Genomic DNA, 19,073 nt, shown 5'->3' with positions numbered 1-19,073 from the left:
CAAGGGCGACGGGCTGCTGGAGATGCACCGTGCCGGCACGCTGAAGGGCAAAGCCCTGCTGCTCAGCGCCTTGGCCAACAAGTGGTATCGGCTCAATGCGCTGTACCAGATCAAGGACAAGGACGGGAAGGTGCGCCGGTTCCGGCCGAATGCGCAGCAGCGACAGCGGTTCCTCGATGGCCATTGCCGGGACATCATCCTGAAGGCGCGGCAGTTGGGGTTCACCACTTTCGAGATGATCGACTCGCTGGACAGCTGTCTGTTCACCGTCGACTACAGCGCCGGCTGCATCGCCGACACGCTGCCGAACGCGAAGGACATCTACCGCAACAAGATCCGGTATGCCTACGAGAAGCTGGCCCAGGACACAGCCTGGCAGGCCATCTTCAAGCTGCTCGGGCTGCGCCTGCCGAAGCCGAAGAGCGACAAGGACCAGGGCTACATTTTCGACAACGGGTCGAGCATCCAGGTGTCGACCAGCTACCGCGGCGGCACGCTGCAGCGCCTGCACGTGTCCGAGTTCGGCAAGATTTGCCGCAAGTACCCGGACAAGGCCAAGGAGATCGTCACCGGTGCATTCGAGGCAGTCGGCATCGGTAACCAGCTGACCCTGGAGAGCACGGCAGAGGGGCGGGAAGGGTACTTCTTCGACTATTGCCAGGTAGCGCAGCGCCTGCTGGCCAGCGGCAAGTTCCCGACGCTGATGGACTGGCAGTTCCACTTCTTCCCGTGGTGGCAGGCTCCGGAATACGAGCTGGACCCGACCGACATAGCGGTCCCGCAATGGCTGCGCGTGTACTTCACCGAGCTGGAAACCAAGCACGGCATCCGCACATCACCCGCCCAGCAGGCCTGGTACGCGAAGAAGGCCGAGACGCTTCACGACGACATGAAGCGGGAGTACCCGTCCACGCCGGCAGAGGCCTTCGCGCAGAGCGTCGAGGGCGCCTACTACATGCAGCAGATGATCTGGCTGCGGAAGAACGGCCGGATCACCACGAAGTGCAAGCACACCCCGGCGCTGCCAGTGCACACCGCCTGGGACCTGGGCATGAACGACGCGATGTCGATCGTCTTCTTCCAGGTCATCGGCCGTGAGGTCCACGTCATCGACTACCTCGAGGACAGCGGCGAGGGCATCGAGTACTACGCTGGCGAGCTCAAAAAGAAGGGCTACAGCTACGGCAAGCACTTCGGGCCGCATGACCTGGCTGTCCGCGAGATCGGCACCGGCAAGTCGCGTTACGAGGTTGCCGCCCAGCACGGCATCCGCTTCGAGGACCCGATACCGCGCATCAGCAGCCACGCCGAGGGCATCCAGGCCGTCCGCTCGTTCCTGCCGTTCTGCTGGTTCGCCGAGACCACTTTGGACGACGGCGCGCCGGACGATGCTGCAAGCACCGGCGTGGACCGGCTTATCGACTGCCTCGACAACTACCGCAAGGAGTGGGACGCCAAGCTGGGCTGCCACAAGGACTACCCGCGACACGACTGGGCCAGCCACGGTGCCAAGGCCTTCGAGACGATGGCGCGCTGTGGCGCGTTCGAGCTGGTCGGCATCGCCGGCACACCGCTGCCGAGCAGCAGCATCCCAACCACACACCAGGGCCAGGGCAACTGGAGCGCATACACATGAGCCAGATTTACGTCGACGCCAACCAGGTCGCCGCCTTCATCGCTACCAAGGTCTCCGGCTTCGCCGTGCCCTCGGCGCGCCTACGTGCCGACGTCGGCGCTGTGCAGATCGACAAGGTACTGGTGCGAGAGCCCAACGGCCAGGAGCCGGCCGTGCGCCTGTCCTTCGATATGCCGGAGGCCTTCGGCGTGGAGCTGCTGGTGAAGCTGCGCGAGTTCGCTGCCAGCCCGGGCGGCTACATGACCGACCTGTTCGACAACCTGCAGGGCATCCGTCACGCGGCATGGATGCGCCGCCAGGGCCGTCAGGCCGAAGTCGCCGCCGTCTATGAGGCCATGCAGCATGCGTGATATGGGACTGCTGGGCTTCACCCCGGCCAGCACGCTGATTGCCCAGGAGCAGGCGCGCCAGGATGCACAGCGTCAGCGCGCTGCCCTCGAAAGCTCGCTGGCCAGCCACATTCGCCGCTGCTTCGAGGCGGCCAAGACCGCGAAGCAGGAGATCGAGCGCCGTCTGATCGACTGTGCGCAGCGGCAGAAGGGCATCTACCCGGCCGACAAGCTGGCGGCAATTCGCGCCCAGGGCGGTAGCGAGCTGTATCCGAAGCTGACCACCACCAAATGCCGCGCAGCCGCTGCCTGGATCCGCGACATCCTGATGCCGACCACCGGCCGCCCTTGGGGGCTGGACCCGACGCCGGTGTCCGACATCCCGCCGGAGGTGCTGCAGGCGTTCAAGCAAACGCTGATGGGACGCCTGCAGCAGGACCCGCAGGCCGCCCAGTCGCTGACCCGCGAAACCCTGGAGCAGATGCTGCTGGAGGAGATCGACAAGCGCGCTCGCGCCGCTGCCGACGCCCACGAGGACCTCATCGCCGACCAGCTCGCCGAGGGTGGCTGGGACGAAGCGCTCGAGATGTTCATCGACGACTTCGCGACCTACCCGACAGCCATTCTCAAGGGGCCTTTTCTGCAGAACACGCCAGACCTGGCGTGGGGGCAGGGCTGGCAGCTGATCGAAACCGAGGCCATCAAGTCGCACTTCAAGCGAGTCAGCCCCTACGACATCTACCCGTCGGCTGACTCCGCCGACGTCGACGATGGCGCCTACCTGATCGAGCGCGAGCGCTTCACCCGGCGCGGCCTGAACAAGCTCCGCGGCGTGCCCGGCTATTCCGACGAGGCTATCCAGCACGTGCTGCTGGAGCATGGACGCGGTGGCCTGCGGAACTGGCTGGCCGTAGATGGCCAGCGCGCGGCAATCGAGGACCGCAGTGGCGACTGGCTCAACAACCACGGCGAGACCATTGAGGGCCTGATCTACTGGGGCAGCGCCCAGGGCCTGATGCTGCTGCAGTGGGGAATGCCGGCCGAGCAGGTGCCGGACCCGCTGGCCGAGTACGAGATCGATGCCATCCTGATCGGCCAGCACGTCATCCGCTGCGTGATCAACCGCAACCCGCTGGGGGCCAGGCCGTACAACATCGCCAGCTTTCAGGCGGTGCCGGGTTCGTTCTGGGGCATGGGTATCCCCGAGCTGATGAACGACGTGCAGGATATGTGCTGCGCGGTCGCCCGGGCCCAAGCCAACAACATGGCGTTCTCGTCGGGTCCGCAGGTTGAGATCGACGAGACGCGCCTGATGCCAGGCGAGAACCCGAACGTCATGTTCCCGCTCAAGCGCTGGCGCACCAAGTCCACCGTCGGCCAGACCACGCCGTCGCCGGCCATTCGCTTCTTCCAGCCGGCCAGCATGGCGGGCGAGCTGATGGGCGTATACAGCGAGTGGGAGCGCCGCGCGGACGACGCCACCAACATCCCGCGCTACATCTACGGCAGCGAGAAGGTCGGCGGCGCCGGTAACACCGCCAGTGGTCTGTCGATGCTGATGGAGTCGGCCAACAAGGGCATCAAGGACGCGATCCGCCACATCGACCGTGGCCTGGTGCGCCGGGTCATCCATGCGCTCTGGCTGTTCAACATGCGCTACTCGAACAACCAGGCCATCAAGGGCGACTGCCGGGTGGTGGCGCGTGGCTCCAGCGCCATGCTGCAGCGTGAGCAGACGCAAATGCTGCGGCAGCAGTTCCTGCAGGGAACGGCCAACCCGATGGATATGCAGATCCTCGGCGTGGAGGGCAGGGCGAAGCTACTGCGCGCCGTGGCCGAGATTCTCGACATGCCAGGCCTTGTGCCCAGCGACGAGGAGATCACCTCCCGCATCGCCCAGGAGAACGCCCAGCAGGGCCAGCAGATGGAGCAGGCGGCTCAGCTGGAGCAGCAGCGTGTCGCCGCCGACGTCGACAACACCCAGGCCGAAGCCGAGAAGACCCGCGCGGAGACCAAGGAAATTCTGTTCGAGCTGGGCGCGCAGGCCGCGCGCCTAAAAGGACCAAGCAATGCAACTGACCGAGCAGCAAACCAAGGCGCTGGCGCGCCTGCAGTCGGACGCCACTCCGGACTGGCAGACATTCCTCCAGCTGATGCGAGATCGCAGGGAGTCGGCACGTTCGGACCTTGAGGTCGCCGCTGGCGTTGAAGGCATCGCTCGGCTACAGGGCCGGGCGCAGGCCTACGCCGAGCTGCTGCAGGACATCGAGCAGGCCCGCGAGAACGCCCTGCGCTTCACCTGATCTATCAGCCCTCACAACAAAGCCCCTTGGATTCGTCCCGGGGGCTTTTTTGTGGGCGCGCTCCCGGCCCTGGCCATGGCTGGAGAACCCGCAACACCCCACGACCTGTGAACCCCGGCAAGTGCCGGCTCACCACCACGGAGAAACGCATGAACAGCAACACGCTACCCCGCAGCATCCAGGCCCAAGCCGAGGCCGCCGACGCCGCCATCGCCGCACTCAATCAGCCCGAGCAGCAAGGGAACCCCGCAGCCGCGGCTCCTGTTGAACCTGCCGCTGCTGAGCCGGCGCAGCCCGCCGCAGCCCCGGCACCGCAAGAGCCTGCCCAGCAGCCGACTGAAACCCGGGACGCCACCTACTGGCAGCACCGCTTCAGCGTATTGAAGGGCAAGTACGACGCGGAAGTGCCAACGCTCCAGCGCCAGGTCAATGAGCTGACACGCCAACTGCAGGAGGCCAAGCAGGCAGCGCCTGCTGCAAGCGCTCCGCAGCGTGCGCAAGACGCCATTGCCGACCTGACCAAGGAAGAACTGGAGCAGTTCGGCCCCGACCTGATCGCCGTCATCCAGCGCATCGCCAGCAAGGCAGTAGCCCCGGCCGTCACGGCCGATGCCGCCGAGCTGGAAACCCTGCGCCAGGAAGTCGGCCAGTTCCGAGACGAGCGGCAGCAAGACGCTACCGCGCGCTTCTGGACCGACCTGGAGCAAGCAGTCCCGAACTACCGGCAGATCAACAGCGACGAGCAGTTCCACGCCTGGCTCGGCGAGATCGACCAGTTCAGTGGAGTGCCGCGGCAGCAGCTGCTGATCAGCGCCCAGAAGGAACTGAGTGCACATCGCGTGGCAGCGCTCTTCAAGGCCTACACGCAAACCAATCCAGCCGCCGCCAAGCCGGCCGGTGCCCAACCGCCCCAAATCCCCCCGGAACAGGTTCAGCCGGCAGCCAGCCGCGTTGGCTCCGAGGCCTTACCCGCCTCGCAGCAGCGCATCTGGAGTTCGTCCGACATCAGCCAGTTCTACAAGGACAAGGCCGCGGGCAAGTACTCGCAGGCGGACGCGGCGGCTCTCGAAGCCGACATCTTCGCCGCCCAAGCCCAGGGTCGCATCACTCAATAACCGCGACCCAGTAACGCCGGGAGGCGTAACACAGGAGAAACACCATGGCCGGTCCTACCCGTGCTGCAGGTCACCCCAACGTAAGTTCCACCAGCACTGCTGGCTTCATCCCGGCCATCTGGTCGGGCAAGCTGGTCGAGAAGCTGTATGCCGCCACCGTGTTCGGCGAGATCGCCAACACCGACTACGAGGGCGAGATCAAACAAAAGGGCGATACCGTCGAGATTCGCACGGTGCCCAACATCGTCATCAAGGACTACCAGATCGGCGGCGGCCTCACCTATGAGAAACCGACCTCCGACAAGGTGACCCTGCAGATCGACCAGGCGAAGTATTTCGCTTTCGAGGTCAACGACGTCGACGCCTACCAGGCCGACATCAAGCTCATGGACGAGTTCTCCAACGACGGCGGCGAGCAGATGAAGATCGCCATCGACACCAGCTTGCTGGCCAAGCACTACGCCGATGCGCATGCCGAGAACTCCGGCGACAACGCTGGCGCGAAGTCCGGCGGCATCAACCTCGGCAAGGCTGGTGTGCCGGTGGTCGTGACCAAGGCCAACGTGCTGGACCTGATCGTCGACTGCGCCACCGTGCTGGACGAGCAGAACGTGCCGGAGACCGGTCGCTGGATCATCCTGCCGGCCTGGATGTCCGGCATGCTGAAGAAGTCCGACCTGCGCGATGCGGGCATCATGGGCGACGCTCAGTCGGTGATCCGCAACGGCAAGCTGGGCATGCTGGACCGCTTCACGGTCTACAACAGCAACAACCTGTCGGTGGTGAACGACGTTGCCGCCGGCAATAAGAAGTGCACCCACATCCAGTTCGGCCACAAGAAGGCTCTGACCTTCGCCAGCCAGATGACCCAGATGGAGACCCTGCCCAACCCGCAGGACTTCGGGAAGCTGGTGCGCGGCCTTAACGTCTACGGCTCCAAGTGCATCGATCCGAAGGCACTGGGTCACGTCTACGCCACCAAGGGCTAAGCCCGCCTCGGGAGCCGCTCCCCGGGGCGGCTCTCGTTCACCTGGAGAGCATCCATGAACGAATTGATCGCTGCAGTGCTGGCCGCCAAGGACAAGGACGAGCTGGAGACGCTGGTGCGTGACGAGCTGGGTATCGAGCTGGACAAGCGCCGCGGCCTCGAAACCCTCCGCAAGGACATCCTTGCCGGCCTGGGCGTTGGCCCGGATGGCCAGCCGCTGGAAGGTGGTGGCACCGAGCAGGAGCAGGGCCAGGACGGCGAGCAGAAAGAGCTCGAAGAGCAGGAGCAGCAGGAGCAGCAGGAGCAGCAGGAGCAGCAGGAGCAGCAGGAGCAGGGTGGAAACACCAGCGAGCCGCTGCAACAGCCCTCCGGCTTGGATGGCCAGGGCGAAATCGCGCCCAAAGAGCCGGTCGCACAGCTGGCGATCGACGAGCCCACTTCGCCGGCCGAGCCTGCTGTGGGTGGTGAGCTGCCGCCCGCCGATCCTCTGGCACTGGCCGGCCTGGAGCTGCCCGAGCTGGAGGAAGAAGAGGGTGAGCTGGAGCCGACGGCGCCGGTCAATCGTCTGCTGCGCAACCGCGAGAACGGCCGGGAGTTCGTCTGGACACCGGAGCTGGCCCAGCTCGCCCACATGGAAGAGGTCTAAGGGATGGCTGTCACCGTGGGCGACGTGCTGCGGCGCGCACGAACCATCCTGCAGGAGCGCACCAAGGACGGTACGCGCTGGACCAACAAGGAGCTGCTCGACTGGCTGAACGAGGCCTACGGCGTGGTGATCGGCATTCGCCCTGGTGCGAACACCGTGACCGCCGAGGTCGCCTGCGTTGCAGGGACCCGGCAAGCCATACCGGCCGGGTGCGAGCGCCTGCTGGAGGTTCTGCACAACACCGCGCCGCAGGCGAAAGGTCTGATCGTCACGTCGATGCTGCGCGCCGAGCTGAACGCCATGCGCCCGCGCTGGCACGGCGAGGCCGCCAGCCTGGCCGTCGAGCACTACGTGTTCGAGGAAGACGAGCCGCGGGTGTTCTACGTTTACCCGCCGGCAGCCCCGGGCGCGAAGGTGCTGGTCAGTTGTTCGGCAGTGCCGACTCCACATGCCGTCGCCCAGGCAACACCGGACTCGACCGAGGCTATCCGTCTGCCCGATACCTATGCGCCGATCCTGCTGGACCTGGTGCTGGCGCGAGCGTTCACCAAGGACGCAGAGGGTGGCGTCAACCAGGCGCGCGCAACCTCCCACCTGCAGGCGGCCCAAGGCGCGCTCGGGCTCAAGATCCAGGGCGATGGCTCGGCCAGCCCCAACGCTGAGAGCGCGCAATGACCATCAACGATCTTGTCGACCTGCTGCAGCCGGACTTCCCTGGCTGCCCACGGGCAACCCTGCGGGACATGCTGCGCTGGGCGCAGCGCGAGCTGTGCACCGAGGGCAATGTGTGGGTGCACAACGATGGACTTGCTGTCGTGGCTGCCCAGTCCGACGCGCCGGCGATTGAAGTTCCGCCAGGTGCCGAGGTGCTGCGCATCTTCTGGCTCAAGGACGCCGGCCGGGACCTGGTGCCGGGCGATGCGTTCTGGCAGCCGACCGCCAGCACCGTGGAGTTTCGCCTCCCGCCGACGAGCGACGAGCTAGACGGGGCGCTGGTCTGCCGGCCGACCCTTGGGCGCGATATGCCCGCAGACCTGCTGTCGCGCTGGTCGGAGGCCCTGATCCACGGCGCCAAGTACCGACTGTTCAGCATGCCGCAGCCGTGGCGTGACCTGGCGCTGAGCGACTATCACAGCCGCCAATTCCTGAGTGCTCAGGCTGATGCCAGGCACCTGGCTCTGACCGGCCATCAACAAGGCTGCGTGCGCATGCAGGTGCCGCGCTTCCTGTAACCGCTTCACCAAACATCCCAATCCAGCCCGGGAGGGCCGATTATGTCCGCTGCATCCAACTACCTCGAATCTGCACTGCTTGAGCATTTCCGCGGCACTCAGCTGCCGCTCCCGTCCAACTTCTTCGTCGCGCTCCATACGGCCGACCCTGCCGATGCGGCGCTCGGCACTGAAGTGAGTGCCGCCGCGTGGCCGTCCTATGCGCGCCAGACGGTCGGCTCGCCGCTGTCTTCGGCCTGGACCGCTTCAGCCGACGAAGCCGGTGGCGGCAAGCAAATCACCAACGCCAATACCCTGAATTTCCCCGCGAACAATGGCGCCGCCTCGGTTCAGGTCACCCACTTCTCGATCTGGGACTCGGGCAACGGCGGCAACATGTGGGCTCATGCTCCGCTGACTGCGCCCAAGACCATCGATCCGACCGACATCTTCTCGGCGATTCCTGGCGCGCTGCGCCTGATCTCCCGCTAAGGGGTAGCCCGTGCGCCTGAACGATTCCGCGCTCAATAGGCGCAGGCTCAACGCAGGTAAGCGCTTGCCTGTCCGCGGATCGGGCCAGGCCGTGGCCATGGTCACAGCCGACCTCGTAGCGACCAGAATCGTCCATGGCGCAGGCGATGCGCTGCAGCAGCTGGCCGGTCAATTCCTCGCCAGCTCCATCCGAATGGCTGGCGGGGCCTGGTCGTGCACCGTGGATGCAACGCTGGCTCAGACCGTTTCGCGAAGCGGCGCTGGCCAAGCCGTGCTCGAGGTCGCCGCCGACCTGTATTACACGCGAGCAGTGCTGGGGTTCGGCACAGCTGTCGTCGAGCTTGAGCTGCAGGGTCATGTGGGCGTGGTCTTCATCGACGGCCAGGCGGTCATTCGCCCCATGCATGCTGAACTGGCTCCGACGAAGCGAGTGATGGGGCAGGGCGCCGCTGCATCCGTTATGGCTGGCTTGCTGGCACCGTCTGCGATTCGGCGGATCTCCGGTGAGCTGATGCCGATGAAAATGGATGGAGGCCTGGAGGGCTCCCACATTGATGCAGGCGGCGTGCGGCACATCGGCTTCTCCGGCGTTGCCCCGCTAGGGCTGGAAGCACAAGACGCGGGCATGCTGCGCCAGGCCTTCATAGGGTCTCTGGACTTCGAACTGAATGGTTCCGGAAGCGGCTCGCTTATCAAGCCAGCACTGGCTGGCGACGCTGTGTTGGGGCTGCGATTGCTGGGCGGCTTCCGCGTTGCTCGGCATGTCCGCGGAGAAGCTGTCTTGAAGGCCAGTGTCGCGTGCACCGGCGCCGTGGTTGTAAGAGGCGAGGGTGAAGCCGCCCAGTCGTTGCGCGCGACGCTAACCGGCTACAAGCGAACGTATCCAGGACTGGAGGCGACGATTGTCAGTGTCGGTAGCAGCCTGCGCGCCGCTCGTATCGTCCACTGCAGCGGCTCTGCTGTTGTAGGGCTCCAACTATCGGGCCAGGGCGCCCGACACCGACTCGGCAAAGGGGCTGCGGTCATCGAGGTGCTTGGCGAGTCCGACAGCTACCTCAATCCCAACGCTGAAGATCCCACCGAAGAAAACTTCTCCCGGCTAGCCGTGCCGCGCGACTTTGCGCGGCCGGCAGAAGCACGGGAATGGAGACGATGAATGAAGCTGGGGACATTTCCCAAACAGCCCGCGGAGCGGCTGAGTAAGTCGATCATCTACAGCGATGCCTTGGATGACGGGGACGAGATTGCCTCGGTGATGTCCTGCACCGTTGACCAACCTGGCCTGCTTGTAGTGCCAACCCTCGTTGATGGAAGCCGCGTGCGACTGTGGGTCAGCGAGGGCTTCGACGGTGCGGCCTACAAAATCACCGTCAAGGTTCAGACGGCTGGCGGCGAGATCTTCGAAGATGAACTGACCTGCCGGGTGCGCGACGTATGAAGCAGCTTTTTGTGAACAACTTCGCCACCGCACTTGTTGGCGCCGTGGCTGCGGGGGATAGCATCCTGAATGTGGCTAGCGCCGCCGGGATGCCGACGCCCGGTGCTGGGCAACACCTACTGCTGACATTGATCGGCGTGGATGCCAATGGCAATGAGGCGTTCTGGGAAGTCGTTAAGGTGACGAGTAGGTCCGGAACGACACTGACAGTTGCGCGCGGACAGGAAGGGGCTGCACGCAATTGGCCGGACGGCACATTGGTTGAGGCAAGGCTGACCGCTGGCAGTATGGATGGGAAGCAAGATGCCGCGATCAATTTGAGCGCACTGGCGGAGCTTATCGGTGCGGCCAACAAGGCGCCGTACTTCACTGCTGACGGGGCCATGTCGGTCTACGATCTGACGGTTTTCGGCAGAGCGTTCGCAGCTGCCGCCGACCAGGCTGCTGGCCGGACGCTGCTGGGGTTGAGTACCGCGGCTACTCGGGCCGCCACCACATCCGCAACGGACACGACCAGCGAACGGCTGTGGCGGACCAACGATCTGGTAAAGCAGACCTCGCAGACCGACACGACCTCTGGGTCGGTTATGCTGAACGGCGCGCACGGACTCGGTAGTGTCCTCTCCTCCGAGCCAGTGATAGCCGACTTTGCGACGATCAGGCCGTCTGGGTTCTACCGAGGACTTGGTGCTGCAGCGGCCGGGGCCACGGCAAACGGCCCCGCAGGATCAGGCAATAGCCAGCTTGGCGTGCTGTGCGTTCGAATCTTGAGCACTACCTGCTACTACTACGTGTTCGAGAACGGCGGCAGCCCGGCCGCGCGTAAGTTCTGGCTCGGGCAGAACAACAGCGGAACGGTAACTTGGCAGCAGGTTTACCACGATGGAAACTTCAGTCCTGCCACCAAGGAAAACGCGATAGCAGCCGGCACCACTGCCCAGTTCTGGCGCGGCGACAAGACCTGGCAAGACTTGGCGGAGGCGGTTCGTGCTGCGGTGCTCACCGGGCTTAGCACTGTGTCAGCTGCTGCAGTTTTGGCCACCGACACGGTGCTGGCTGCCATCGGCAAGCTGCAGGCGCAGATCAACGGCCTGAGCGCAGCCAGTTACACCAACCTGACTCTGGTTTCCCCATTTACTTGGGATTCGGCCGGGGACGCAGCCGATTACAGCCGGCCCTCCTACGCCAAGGTCGGCGACGTGGTGCGTCTGCGGGGCAAGGTAACGGTTTCAGGGACTCACACCGACATCGGCTCTACCTTGTCCAAAGTTATCGCCACTCTCCCGGTGGGCTTTCGCCCGGCAAAGAGAAAAGCATTCTCGATCTTCTGGGACACCGGCACGCCCCTCTACTTCAACCATTGCCTGATTTTCGTAAACCCAGATGGCAACATCGTGTTCGTCATAGCCCCCGATCAACCGTATCCGTTTACTGAGGGGCACTTCCCTCTAGATCAAATCTGGTTCGACTTGGCGTCATGAATCTGAACACGAAATACGGAACGTTCGGCTGCGATGAGGCTATCGGTCAACGGCAGGCTACGGATTATCAGCTTGTCGCCGGCGCGGTCGAGCTGATGTAGTCGATGATTCATCTGCGGACCCAGCCCTGATGTCAGGTTTAGGCGTCGGTAGCGGCATCAATCCAACCAGCCCGTCACGTGCGGGCATTTTTCTGTCTGGAGATACGGCATGAAGTTGGCCTTAGCCGCATTTCGCGGCGAGCTACCAATCGTCGATGAGCGCCTGCTGCCGGAGCAGAACGCCCAGGCGGCGCGCAACGTGTACTTGCGCCGCGGGACCTTGAAACCGGAGCGTGCACCAGCTCCGGTGGCCGGCCTGCCCAGCGTTATCGCGCCGTCGAGCCTCTACCGCTACCCGCACGGCAACAACGGCGCGGGCTTCTGGATGGTGTGGGGAGGCGGCAAGCTGGTGGACGTGGTGAAGTCGCTCTTGGCGGACGACGCCTGGAGCCGCGTCTACTGGACCGGCGACGGCTATCCCAAGATGGGCGGCATCGCCCAGATCACCGCCGGGTCACCGCCGTACCCGAGCAGCAGCTTCCGCCTGGGGGTACCGGCACCCGCCAGCGCGCCGGTCGCATCCGCGCCAGGCAACCGGGTGCCGGTGAAGGACCAGCCGATCACTGCGGTGCAGACGGTCTACGTGGTGACCCTGATTACTCGCTTCGGCGAGGAGGGGCCGCCCAGTCCGCCGAGCACCGCGATGCTGCGCTGGGACATGGTTTCCGGCGCGCCGGCCGGCGGCAATCTGGTGCTGGCCCTGCCGGCGGTGCCGAGCGGGCCGCACGACATCATCAGCAAACGAATCTATCGCGCCGAGTCCGCCGGCGTCTTCCAGGAGGTGGCCACGGTGCCGGCGGCGACAGGCAGCTACACCGACACCGTGCTCAGCGAGCAGATGGGCGTGTCCCTGTCTTCGCTGGAGTGGGACATGCCGGACGAGCGTATGGTCGGACTCACCGCGCTGCCGGGCGGCTACCTGGCTGGCTTCTTCGACAACACGGTGTGCTTCAGCGAGGCTTTCCGCCCCCACGCCTGGCCGGTGTCCTACCAGGTGGCCATGCCCGAGAAGGTGGTCGGCATCGCCGCGGTGGCCGGCGGGCTGGTGGTGGCCACCAACGGCCGCCCGCACCTGATCACCGGCTCGTCGCCGGCCGGCATGGCCGACTCGCTGCTGGACGAGCTGCTGCCGTGCGTGGCCCGGCGCTCCCTGGTCGACATGGGCGACTACGCGCTCTATGCCTCGCCGAATGGCTTGGTCGCCGTGGGTGGCGGCGAGGCCAAGCTGCTGACCGAGCCGGCCATCTCGAAGGAGCAATGGCAGGCCCTGCAGCCGGCCACCATCCATGCCTACCGCTACGACGGCCGCTACCTGGCGTTCTATCAGGGCGGCTGCTTCTCCTTCACTCCGAGCGACGGCTTCGAGTTCTACGACATCAGCGCCAGCGGCGGCTACTTCGATCTGGACAAGGACACGCTGTGTCTGATTCAGGGAAACAGCGTTGTCGGCTGGGGGAAGGGCGCGGCCATGCCGATGCGCTGGCGCTCCAAGGTGTTCGAGGTGCCGCCAGGCGTCGGGGCGTTCTCCTGCGCCAAGGTGATCGCCCGCGACTACCCGGTAACCCTGCGCCTGTTGGCCGACGGCGAGATCGCCGCCGAGTTGGAGATGGAGGACAGGCGCCTGGTGCGCCTGCCGCCGGGGTATGCTGATGCCCGCGACTGGGAAATCGAGATCGAGGGCACCCACGAGGTGCAGTCGGTCCAAGTGGCGACCTCGGCCGCCGAGATCGTGTAACCGCTTGCCGTGAGGCACCGATGACAACGAAGAGAATTACGCTGCCGGCGCTTTCGGCGAAGGTGCCGGGCGAGCTGCGCCCGCTGATGCAGGCGATGATGGAGATCATCGAGACCGGCGAGGGTGTGCGCGGCAATAAGCTGGACCGCAAGCTGACCTTTCGCGACCTGCTGGACGGCGGCGTGGCCGGCCTGCGAGTGCCGGGCAACCCCGATGGCGGTCTCGTTCCGGTCACTCCGAACCCGGATATGTCCGTCCCGCCGGCACCGACCGGGTTTCTCGCCGATGGCAGTTTCTTCGGCCTGGTACACCTGAGCTGGGACCCGCCACACGAGGCCTATAACAACCACGCCTACACGAACCTCTACCGCGCCGCGGTGGACGACTTCGGCAAGGCCGAGCTGATCGGCCGAGAGGCGGGGATGTTCTACAGCGACAAGGTGCGCGACGACGCGGCCAGCGTCGAGAACCCCCTGGAGCTTCCGGGCTTCTATTACTGGGTCACCTTCACCAGCACCTCGGCGGTGGAGGGGCCGCCCAACTCACCGGGCGGCACCTTTGCTAGGCCGCTACCGGATGCGGACTACCTGCTGGGGCAGCTCTCCGGCCAGCTCGGGGAGTCCGAGCTGGAAGACGCTCTGCGCGGGCGTCTCGACGGCTTTGGCACGAGCATCCAGGAGCAGGCCAAGGTGGTGCAGGGACTGTCCGCCCAGTTCACCCTCAAGCTGGACGTGAACGGCTATGTCTCCGGCTTCGGCGCCTACAACGACGGCAAGACCGCCGACTTCGCCGTGCTCGCCGACCGTTTCTGGATTGCCCGGCCTGGCGCCGCCAAGTCGGCGGTGAAGCCATTCATGGTGGTGGACGGGAAGGTCTACATCGACTCCGCGTTTATCCGGCAGGCCTCGATTCAGGAGGGCCACCTGGGGCCGATCACCTTCGGCAAGCTGGTGGACGGAGCCGGCGAGCCCGTCACCACGCTCGCCGGCCTGCTGCGGGCCGACATGCTCGACGTCGATCAGTTGCGTGTCACTGACGCCAACATCGCCGGTGTGCTTAAGTCGTCGCAGTCAGGCGCCAATGGGCGGCCTCGCTGGCAACTGGACAAGGCGGGTGGGCTGGAGTTGAACAGCGCTGGCAACAGCGGCCGGATGGAAGTGCGAGAGAATTTCGTAAAGGTGTTCGACGGCAACGGCACGCTACGGGTCCAGCTGGGGGACCTTTCGGCATGAGCTTCGGCCTCCTGATACGCGACGAGGATGGCAACGTCATTCTCGACGCTGACACCTTTACCGTGCGTTTGGTGGCTACCGTCAGCCTGGGCGCAGGTCAGTTCGCTGGCCCTGTACGACTACCATGCCCGGCTGCCCGGGCTGGCATGTTTGCGGCGACTACCCCATTGGCTGTTTGGTCGTTTCCGCAGGTCGAGCCCTGGGAGCGGACCTCTCCGGGTGCGAAGCTCGCTGCGTCGTGCACGCCGATGCCAATCGTGACCGTTGAGAACGGCGCAGTCGTTTGTTCTCCGCCCAGGAGCAGAACCGTCTTCAAGGGCCCTCTACTGATCTACGTGCTGACCAACGTATGAGCTTCGGATTCTTCGCCCGCGGGAACGGCGGGCACCTGATCATCGACGAAAACAACCCTGTTCTGCGGGTGGTTCACTCCGGCGACATCAAGGTCTCGCAGGTGTCCAATCAGGCCTACTCGGCATGCACTGTCACCTACCCGAGCGCCATCACCACGCCGAATCCGCCAATGGTTTTTGGGGTTCCCACACACCAGGCCGGCGATGTCGGGCTCGGCTTGTTCTGTCATCTGGGCGCGCCCGGGCGCTGGACCGGCTTTCGCGTCATCTTCGCCCAACGCATGGAATATCGCATGTGGGGGTTCGGGGAGGGTGCCAGCAACTTTTCTGCACACATTGGGCGCCAGGTCAGGATCGGTGCCTTCACGGGCTGGAGGTACCACGCCTGCGTATGCCATCCCGCCGCGCCGATCCAGAGCGGCTATGGCTTGCGGGTGTTCAACGCGGACGGCCTTGTTATCTTCGATAGCAACTGGCCCATTGCGCCATTTCGCCGCCTGCTTACTGGGTGGTACGAGACGGGGTGGCCGGGCTCTTCCTATCCAAGAGTGGGCGGGCAGGAAATTGACCGGTATCAGTGGGGCTTCAACTTCTCCACGGGTGCGCGCACGGACCCCAATGTCGATGTCGATCCGGTGACCGAATACTACGCACACCCCTGGGGCGCGAGAGACGGTGACCTTGGGATTATGATTTCCTCGGTTTGCGCGATGTCGCAGTGGGTGGACTTCGGCGATTTTCTGGAGGTTAGAGCCGTTCCGTTCTTCGGCTTCCGTGGAGATGACCGCAGCCTGCTTCGCTGCATGGTCGAGTTCGGCTACCCGCAACATAAATCAGCAACCGCCGGCCAAGCGCTCAATGGCTACGGCCTGCTAACTGCGGATTTCAGCCGCATCTGAGCCTTGCTATCCTTGGCCCATTCATTGTCGGGAGACAACGATGCCACGCTCGAACGAGCGCGAGTTTCTGCAGCATGTGCTGCAGGAGCAGACCGCGCCAATTCTCTTTTGCGAGACCCTGTTTCGCATCTCTCAGACCCTTGACGATCTGATCGACAAGGACCGTCTCGTATCCGACGAGAAGGTCTACGACGCCTTCTGGCAGGCGCTGATCGAACTGCCGGCGAATCCTTTCTACCGAACCCACGAGCCATATCTGCGCCCGCTGATGGCGGCTGCGCTGCAGGACTGGCGCGACAGCGTGAAGCTGGAGCGGCGCGGCGACTACCACGGCCGGACCCTTGCGTTCGTGCTGCGTGACCAGCTGACCAGCCTGGTGGTGCAGTGCGCGTACCTGGTGGGCGGCATGGCCTGGATGCAGCAGGTTTCCGAGGAGGTGCGTATGCACTTCCACGAAGACAGCCTACAGGGCTACATCGATGACCTCGACCAAGGGAGGGCCAACGCATGAGCGGAGGCGGCGGCGACGAGCCTGACAACACCATCAAGGACACCCCGGAGCAGCGCTACGCAGCGAAGGTAGCGGCCGAGAAATGGAACTATGCCCAGCAGGTGCTGGCGCCGCTTGAGAGCGAGTACATGGCCCGAGTCGACGATCTCGATTCCAAGGGGCGCATGAGCTACCTCCGAGGTGTTACCACCCAGGCGTCGCAGGCGCAGCTCAGCAAGGGACTGGCCGATGTCGGTGACCAGCTGGGACAGGGTGGGATCAACCCGAACAGCGGCCGCTGGAACGGCACCATGGCCGACTATGCCGGCGAGAGCGCCCAGCAGGGTGGCGAGACTATGGGGCGGGCCCAGTTCCAGCAGACCACCGAGAAGGTCCGCGGCCTGCAGAACGTGGTGGCTATCGGTTCCGGCCAGTCCGGCCAGGCGCAGAACGGGCTCAGCGACATCGCCTCGCAGTCCGCTGCCGATGCGCGTCAGCAGTCGGCGACCGCCTTTAACCGGCGCTCGGCCAACCTGCAGCTGCTCGGCGGCATCGCCGGCGCTGGCGCCAACTTCGCCATGGGCAAGCTGACCACGCCGAGCAGCAGCGGCGCCGGGCTCAGCCTGCAGGGGCAGACCCAGCCGCTGACCAATAACCCGGCCTATGTGAGGAATATGTGATGGCAGGCTTTTTGATTGATCCGAACAAGGCGTTCTCTGGAGACCAGGGCGCCTCGGATGTCCTCGGCCAGCTCTACCGTGCACAGTGGGAGGACTGGAAAACCCGGTTCCGCCCCTACATCGACCGGCTGGCGGACATGGCGAAGTCTCCGACTTTCGCACGACAGCAGGGAGACGCGGCCTCTGCTGCGGTGAACACCAGCTATGCCAACACCGGCGAAGCACTGAAGCTGCAGCGGCAGGGCATGGGCTTGAACCTGACGCCAGCGCAACAGCAGGCCGAGCAGCGCAAGCTCTCGCTGGGTCGTGCGGCAGACTCGGCCGCCGCCTACAACCAGGCATCCATCTCGGCCCGCGACCTGCAGGACAAGATCCTCGCCGGCGGCATGGGGCTTTCCAATATCCCGAACACCGGGCAAGTACAGCAGGGGTAACGCATGTCCTACGGACTACTCGGCTTGAAGAGCCAGATGGAAGGCGAGGCGCTGCAGGGCTTGAAGGAGCTGAACCAGCAGCAGCAACAGAACAGGGCTTTCGAGGATCAGCAGCAGCAGGCGCAGAAGACCCAGCGCCGGCAGTCACAGGTCGGCATGGCCACCACCGGCGCAATGATGGGCGCGCAGGTCGGCGGCCCGTGGGGCGCGGCCATCGGCGGCGCTGTCGGCCTGCTGGCCGGCTCGTTCATGTAAGGGGGGGATGATGAGCGGACTTGATACGCGCGGTGCCTGGGACGGCTTCCGCGAAGGCTTCCAGCTGATGGACAACTACCAGGCACGACAGGCTGCCCAGCAGAACGCCGACGAGCAGATCGCCATGCAGCAGCGCGGCCTGGATATGCGCGAGCGCGAGATGGTGCAGCAGCGGGACCTGGCAGAGCGCCGTTTCGGCCTCGACGAGAAACAGTTTGGCCAGCAGCAGCACCAGTTCGAGCAGCGCCATGCGCTGGACGAGCGGCAACTGGACATCTCCAGCAAGCAGTTCGAGCGGCAAATGCGTGCCGATGACCGCCGGTTCAGTCTGCAGCAGCAGGAACTGGGCATGCGCCGTCAGGAGCGCGACGAGGAGCGCGACATGCAGATCCTGCGCGCCGGATACGGCAAGATCGCCGAAGGCCAGGAGCTGGGCGACGACGAGATCGAGACCTTCAAGCGATACCCCTGGCTGGCGCCCAACCATGTCGCCGATCCACGCATGGACGCGGCAGTGAAGCGCGCCGCCGAGGTGCTGGACCCGAAGAACCCGGCTGATGCCAACGACCCCCAGTCCCTTGAGGCCATCAACTACATGTTCGGCCCGAACATCCAGCGCGGCGATGGCGGCAAGAAGCGCATCGTTGGCGTCTACCCGGGCCAGAAGCCGGGCACGCTGGCTTTCGAGCTGGAGGTCGTCGGCGAGGACGGCAAGGCCTACAACGCACCGATGACCAAGAATCGCGGTACCGCCGAGGACGACGAGGTTATGCAGGTGCCGATCGAGGATCTGGTCAACCGCGTGGCCGGCTACAAGTCCCTGCAGGGCGTGCTGCAGTCGTCCGGCGGGCGCGAGCGTGCCGTGGCCCTCGGCCAGCGCCTGGGCTTCGTCAACCAGTTCGACGACAAGGACGCTCCGGCCGACGTGCAGACGGCGAAGTGGCTGGTCAACTCCGGCGCGGCACCTGATGTGCAGTCGGCCTGGTCGATGGTGCGCGGCGCGCGCGGTAAGAGCCGCCAGGACTTCGCTCTGGACTATGCGAAGATGATCAGCGGCAACCAGGACCCCATGGCCGAAACGCGAGTTTCGAGCGATCAGGCGTTCCAGGCTGGTCTAGAGATGTTCGACCGGCTGAATGGCGGCCAGCAGCAGGGCGCACCGGCTCCAACTCCACAGCCACAGAGCGGCGCGCCGAGCGCAGAGAAGCAGGACGCTGATAGCGACCTGCAGGGCCTCTGGTAACCGCTGACACAA

General features: G+C 65.0%; 21 protein-coding genes. All 21 read left to right on the top strand.

What is annotated here, in order from left to right; all coding sequences use genetic code 11:
• The first annotated feature begins 22 nt into the window (after window positions 1-22).
• The 21 genes from PA6_RS06610 (at window position 23) to PA6_RS06510 (ending at window position 19,061) form a co-directional block, all read left to right on the top strand.
• A complete protein-coding gene (locus tag PA6_RS06610) occupies window positions 23-1,636 on the top strand; it encodes a terminase (RefSeq protein WP_081693956.1) in 1,614 nt (537 codons plus the stop codon).
• Window positions 1,633-1,986 carry a hypothetical protein gene (locus PA6_RS06605; RefSeq protein WP_021700120.1) on the top strand — a complete coding sequence of 118 codons (354 nt, stop codon included), beginning with the start codon at window positions 1,633-1,635 and terminating at the stop codon, window positions 1,984-1,986. The genes PA6_RS06610 and PA6_RS06605 overlap by 4 nt, the downstream gene beginning before the upstream one ends.
• A complete protein-coding gene (locus tag PA6_RS06600; protein WP_021700119.1) occupies window positions 1,979-4,156 on the top strand; it encodes a portal protein in 2,178 nt (725 codons plus the stop codon). Before PA6_RS06605 ends, PA6_RS06600 begins: the two co-directional genes overlap by 8 nt.
• A complete protein-coding gene (locus PA6_RS23730; RefSeq protein WP_162149674.1) occupies window positions 4,119-4,268 on the top strand; it encodes a hypothetical protein in 150 nt (49 codons plus the stop codon). Before PA6_RS06600 ends, PA6_RS23730 begins: the two co-directional genes overlap by 38 nt.
• A gap of 149 nt (window positions 4,269-4,417) precedes the next feature.
• On the top strand, window positions 4,418-5,383 hold the full coding sequence (locus PA6_RS06595; RefSeq protein WP_021700118.1) for a hypothetical protein: 966 nt from the start codon (window positions 4,418-4,420) through the stop codon (window positions 5,381-5,383).
• 44 nt (window positions 5,384-5,427) lie between these two features.
• A complete protein-coding gene (locus tag PA6_RS06590; RefSeq protein WP_021700117.1) occupies window positions 5,428-6,372 on the top strand; it encodes a phage major capsid protein in 945 nt (314 codons plus the stop codon).
• A 54-nt stretch (window positions 6,373-6,426) separates the two neighbouring features.
• Complete coding sequence (locus PA6_RS06585; protein WP_021700116.1) at window positions 6,427-7,017, top strand: hypothetical protein; 591 nt, start codon at window positions 6,427-6,429, stop codon at window positions 7,015-7,017.
• A gap of 3 nt (window positions 7,018-7,020) precedes the next feature.
• Entirely contained in the window at window positions 7,021-7,692 is a 672-nt protein-coding gene (locus PA6_RS06580) for a phage adaptor protein (protein ID WP_021700115.1), read from the top strand.
• The gene (locus PA6_RS06575) at window positions 7,689-8,249 is read left to right on the top strand and encodes a hypothetical protein (protein WP_021700114.1); all 561 of its coding nucleotides are present in this window, start codon (window positions 7,689-7,691) and stop codon (window positions 8,247-8,249) included. Before PA6_RS06580 ends, PA6_RS06575 begins: the two co-directional genes overlap by 4 nt.
• A gap of 42 nt (window positions 8,250-8,291) precedes the next feature.
• Entirely contained in the window at window positions 8,292-8,720 is a 429-nt protein-coding gene (locus PA6_RS06570; RefSeq protein WP_021700113.1) for a phage tail fiber protein, read from the top strand.
• Between the two features lie 10 nt (window positions 8,721-8,730).
• Window positions 8,731-9,876, top strand: coding sequence for a hypothetical protein (locus tag PA6_RS06565; protein ID WP_021700112.1), 1,146 nt, complete (start codon window positions 8,731-8,733; stop codon window positions 9,874-9,876).
• Window positions 9,877-10,158, top strand: a complete 282-nt coding sequence (locus PA6_RS06560; RefSeq protein ID WP_021700111.1) for a phage fiber-tail adaptor protein — start codon at window positions 9,877-9,879, stop codon at window positions 10,156-10,158.
• Window positions 10,155-11,639 (top strand): hypothetical protein, encoded by a 1,485-nt coding sequence (locus PA6_RS06555; protein WP_021700110.1) that lies wholly within the window; start codon window positions 10,155-10,157, stop codon window positions 11,637-11,639. Before PA6_RS06560 ends, PA6_RS06555 begins: the two co-directional genes overlap by 4 nt.
• Window positions 11,640-11,849: 210 nt before the next feature.
• Window positions 11,850-13,475, top strand: a complete 1,626-nt coding sequence (locus PA6_RS06550; RefSeq protein ID WP_021700109.1) for a hypothetical protein — start codon at window positions 11,850-11,852, stop codon at window positions 13,473-13,475.
• Window positions 13,476-13,495: 20 nt separating this feature from the next.
• A complete protein-coding gene (locus tag PA6_RS06545; protein WP_021700108.1) occupies window positions 13,496-14,707 on the top strand; it encodes a phage tail tip fiber protein in 1,212 nt (403 codons plus the stop codon).
• A 349-nt stretch (window positions 14,708-15,056) separates the two neighbouring features.
• Window positions 15,057-15,959, top strand: coding sequence for a hypothetical protein (locus PA6_RS22435; RefSeq protein WP_021700106.1), 903 nt, complete (start codon window positions 15,057-15,059; stop codon window positions 15,957-15,959).
• A 40-nt stretch (window positions 15,960-15,999) separates the two neighbouring features.
• Window positions 16,000-16,470, top strand: a complete 471-nt coding sequence (locus PA6_RS06530) for a hypothetical protein (RefSeq protein ID WP_021700105.1) — start codon at window positions 16,000-16,002, stop codon at window positions 16,468-16,470.
• Window positions 16,467-17,129, top strand: a complete 663-nt coding sequence (locus tag PA6_RS06525) for a hypothetical protein (protein WP_021700104.1) — start codon at window positions 16,467-16,469, stop codon at window positions 17,127-17,129. The genes PA6_RS06530 and PA6_RS06525 overlap by 4 nt, the downstream gene beginning before the upstream one ends.
• A complete protein-coding gene (locus PA6_RS06520; protein WP_021700103.1) occupies window positions 17,129-17,563 on the top strand; it encodes a hypothetical protein in 435 nt (144 codons plus the stop codon). The genes PA6_RS06525 and PA6_RS06520 overlap by 1 nt, the downstream gene beginning before the upstream one ends.
• 3 nt (window positions 17,564-17,566) lie before the next feature.
• The gene (locus PA6_RS06515; protein ID WP_021700102.1) at window positions 17,567-17,818 is read left to right on the top strand and encodes a hypothetical protein; all 252 of its coding nucleotides are present in this window, start codon (window positions 17,567-17,569) and stop codon (window positions 17,816-17,818) included.
• 10 nt (window positions 17,819-17,828) lie between these two features.
• Window positions 17,829-19,061: a hypothetical protein gene (locus tag PA6_RS06510; RefSeq protein WP_021700101.1), complete on the top strand. Its 1,233-nt coding sequence runs from the start codon at window positions 17,829-17,831 to the stop codon at window positions 19,059-19,061.
• Window positions 19,062-19,073 lie beyond the last annotated feature (12 nt).

Source organism: Aquipseudomonas alcaligenes NBRC 14159, assembly GCF_000467105.1.
Taxonomy (GTDB): Bacteria; Pseudomonadota; Gammaproteobacteria; order Pseudomonadales; family Pseudomonadaceae; genus Aquipseudomonas; species Aquipseudomonas alcaligenes.
Note: the sequence above shows the minus strand (reverse complement) of the source record. Positions and strands in the feature narration are given on the sequence as shown.

Bases quoted from the DNA above. Each gene is read 5' to 3' on its own strand.
- PA6_RS06610 (WP_081693956.1), top strand. From the start codon at position 23: ATGCACCGTGCCGGCACGCTGAAGGGCAAAGCCCTGCTGCTCAGCGCC.
- PA6_RS06605 (WP_021700120.1), top strand. From the start codon at position 1,633: ATGAGCCAGATTTACGTCGACGCCAACCAGGTCGCCGCCTTCATCGCT.
- PA6_RS06600 (WP_021700119.1), top strand. From the start codon at position 1,979: ATGCGTGATATGGGACTGCTGGGCTTCACCCCGGCCAGCACGCTGATT.
- PA6_RS23730 (WP_162149674.1), top strand. From the start codon at position 4,119: ATGCGAGATCGCAGGGAGTCGGCACGTTCGGACCTTGAGGTCGCCGCT.
- PA6_RS06595 (WP_021700118.1), top strand. From the start codon at position 4,418: ATGAACAGCAACACGCTACCCCGCAGCATCCAGGCCCAAGCCGAGGCC.
- PA6_RS06590 (WP_021700117.1), top strand. From the start codon at position 5,428: ATGGCCGGTCCTACCCGTGCTGCAGGTCACCCCAACGTAAGTTCCACC.
- PA6_RS06585 (WP_021700116.1), top strand. From the start codon at position 6,427: ATGAACGAATTGATCGCTGCAGTGCTGGCCGCCAAGGACAAGGACGAG.
- PA6_RS06580 (WP_021700115.1), top strand. From the start codon at position 7,021: ATGGCTGTCACCGTGGGCGACGTGCTGCGGCGCGCACGAACCATCCTG.
- PA6_RS06575 (WP_021700114.1), top strand. From the start codon at position 7,689: ATGACCATCAACGATCTTGTCGACCTGCTGCAGCCGGACTTCCCTGGC.
- PA6_RS06570 (WP_021700113.1), top strand. From the start codon at position 8,292: ATGTCCGCTGCATCCAACTACCTCGAATCTGCACTGCTTGAGCATTTC.
- PA6_RS06560 (WP_021700111.1), top strand. From the start codon at position 9,877: ATGAAGCTGGGGACATTTCCCAAACAGCCCGCGGAGCGGCTGAGTAAG.
- PA6_RS06555 (WP_021700110.1), top strand. From the start codon at position 10,155: ATGAAGCAGCTTTTTGTGAACAACTTCGCCACCGCACTTGTTGGCGCC.
- PA6_RS06550 (WP_021700109.1), top strand. From the start codon at position 11,850: ATGAAGTTGGCCTTAGCCGCATTTCGCGGCGAGCTACCAATCGTCGAT.
- PA6_RS06545 (WP_021700108.1), top strand. From the start codon at position 13,496: ATGACAACGAAGAGAATTACGCTGCCGGCGCTTTCGGCGAAGGTGCCG.
- PA6_RS22435 (WP_021700106.1), top strand. From the start codon at position 15,057: ATGAGCTTCGGATTCTTCGCCCGCGGGAACGGCGGGCACCTGATCATC.
- PA6_RS06530 (WP_021700105.1), top strand. From the start codon at position 16,000: ATGCCACGCTCGAACGAGCGCGAGTTTCTGCAGCATGTGCTGCAGGAG.
- PA6_RS06525 (WP_021700104.1), top strand. From the start codon at position 16,467: ATGAGCGGAGGCGGCGGCGACGAGCCTGACAACACCATCAAGGACACC.
- PA6_RS06520 (WP_021700103.1), top strand. From the start codon at position 17,129: ATGGCAGGCTTTTTGATTGATCCGAACAAGGCGTTCTCTGGAGACCAG.
- PA6_RS06515 (WP_021700102.1), top strand. From the start codon at position 17,567: ATGTCCTACGGACTACTCGGCTTGAAGAGCCAGATGGAAGGCGAGGCG.
- PA6_RS06510 (WP_021700101.1), top strand. From the start codon at position 17,829: ATGAGCGGACTTGATACGCGCGGTGCCTGGGACGGCTTCCGCGAAGGC.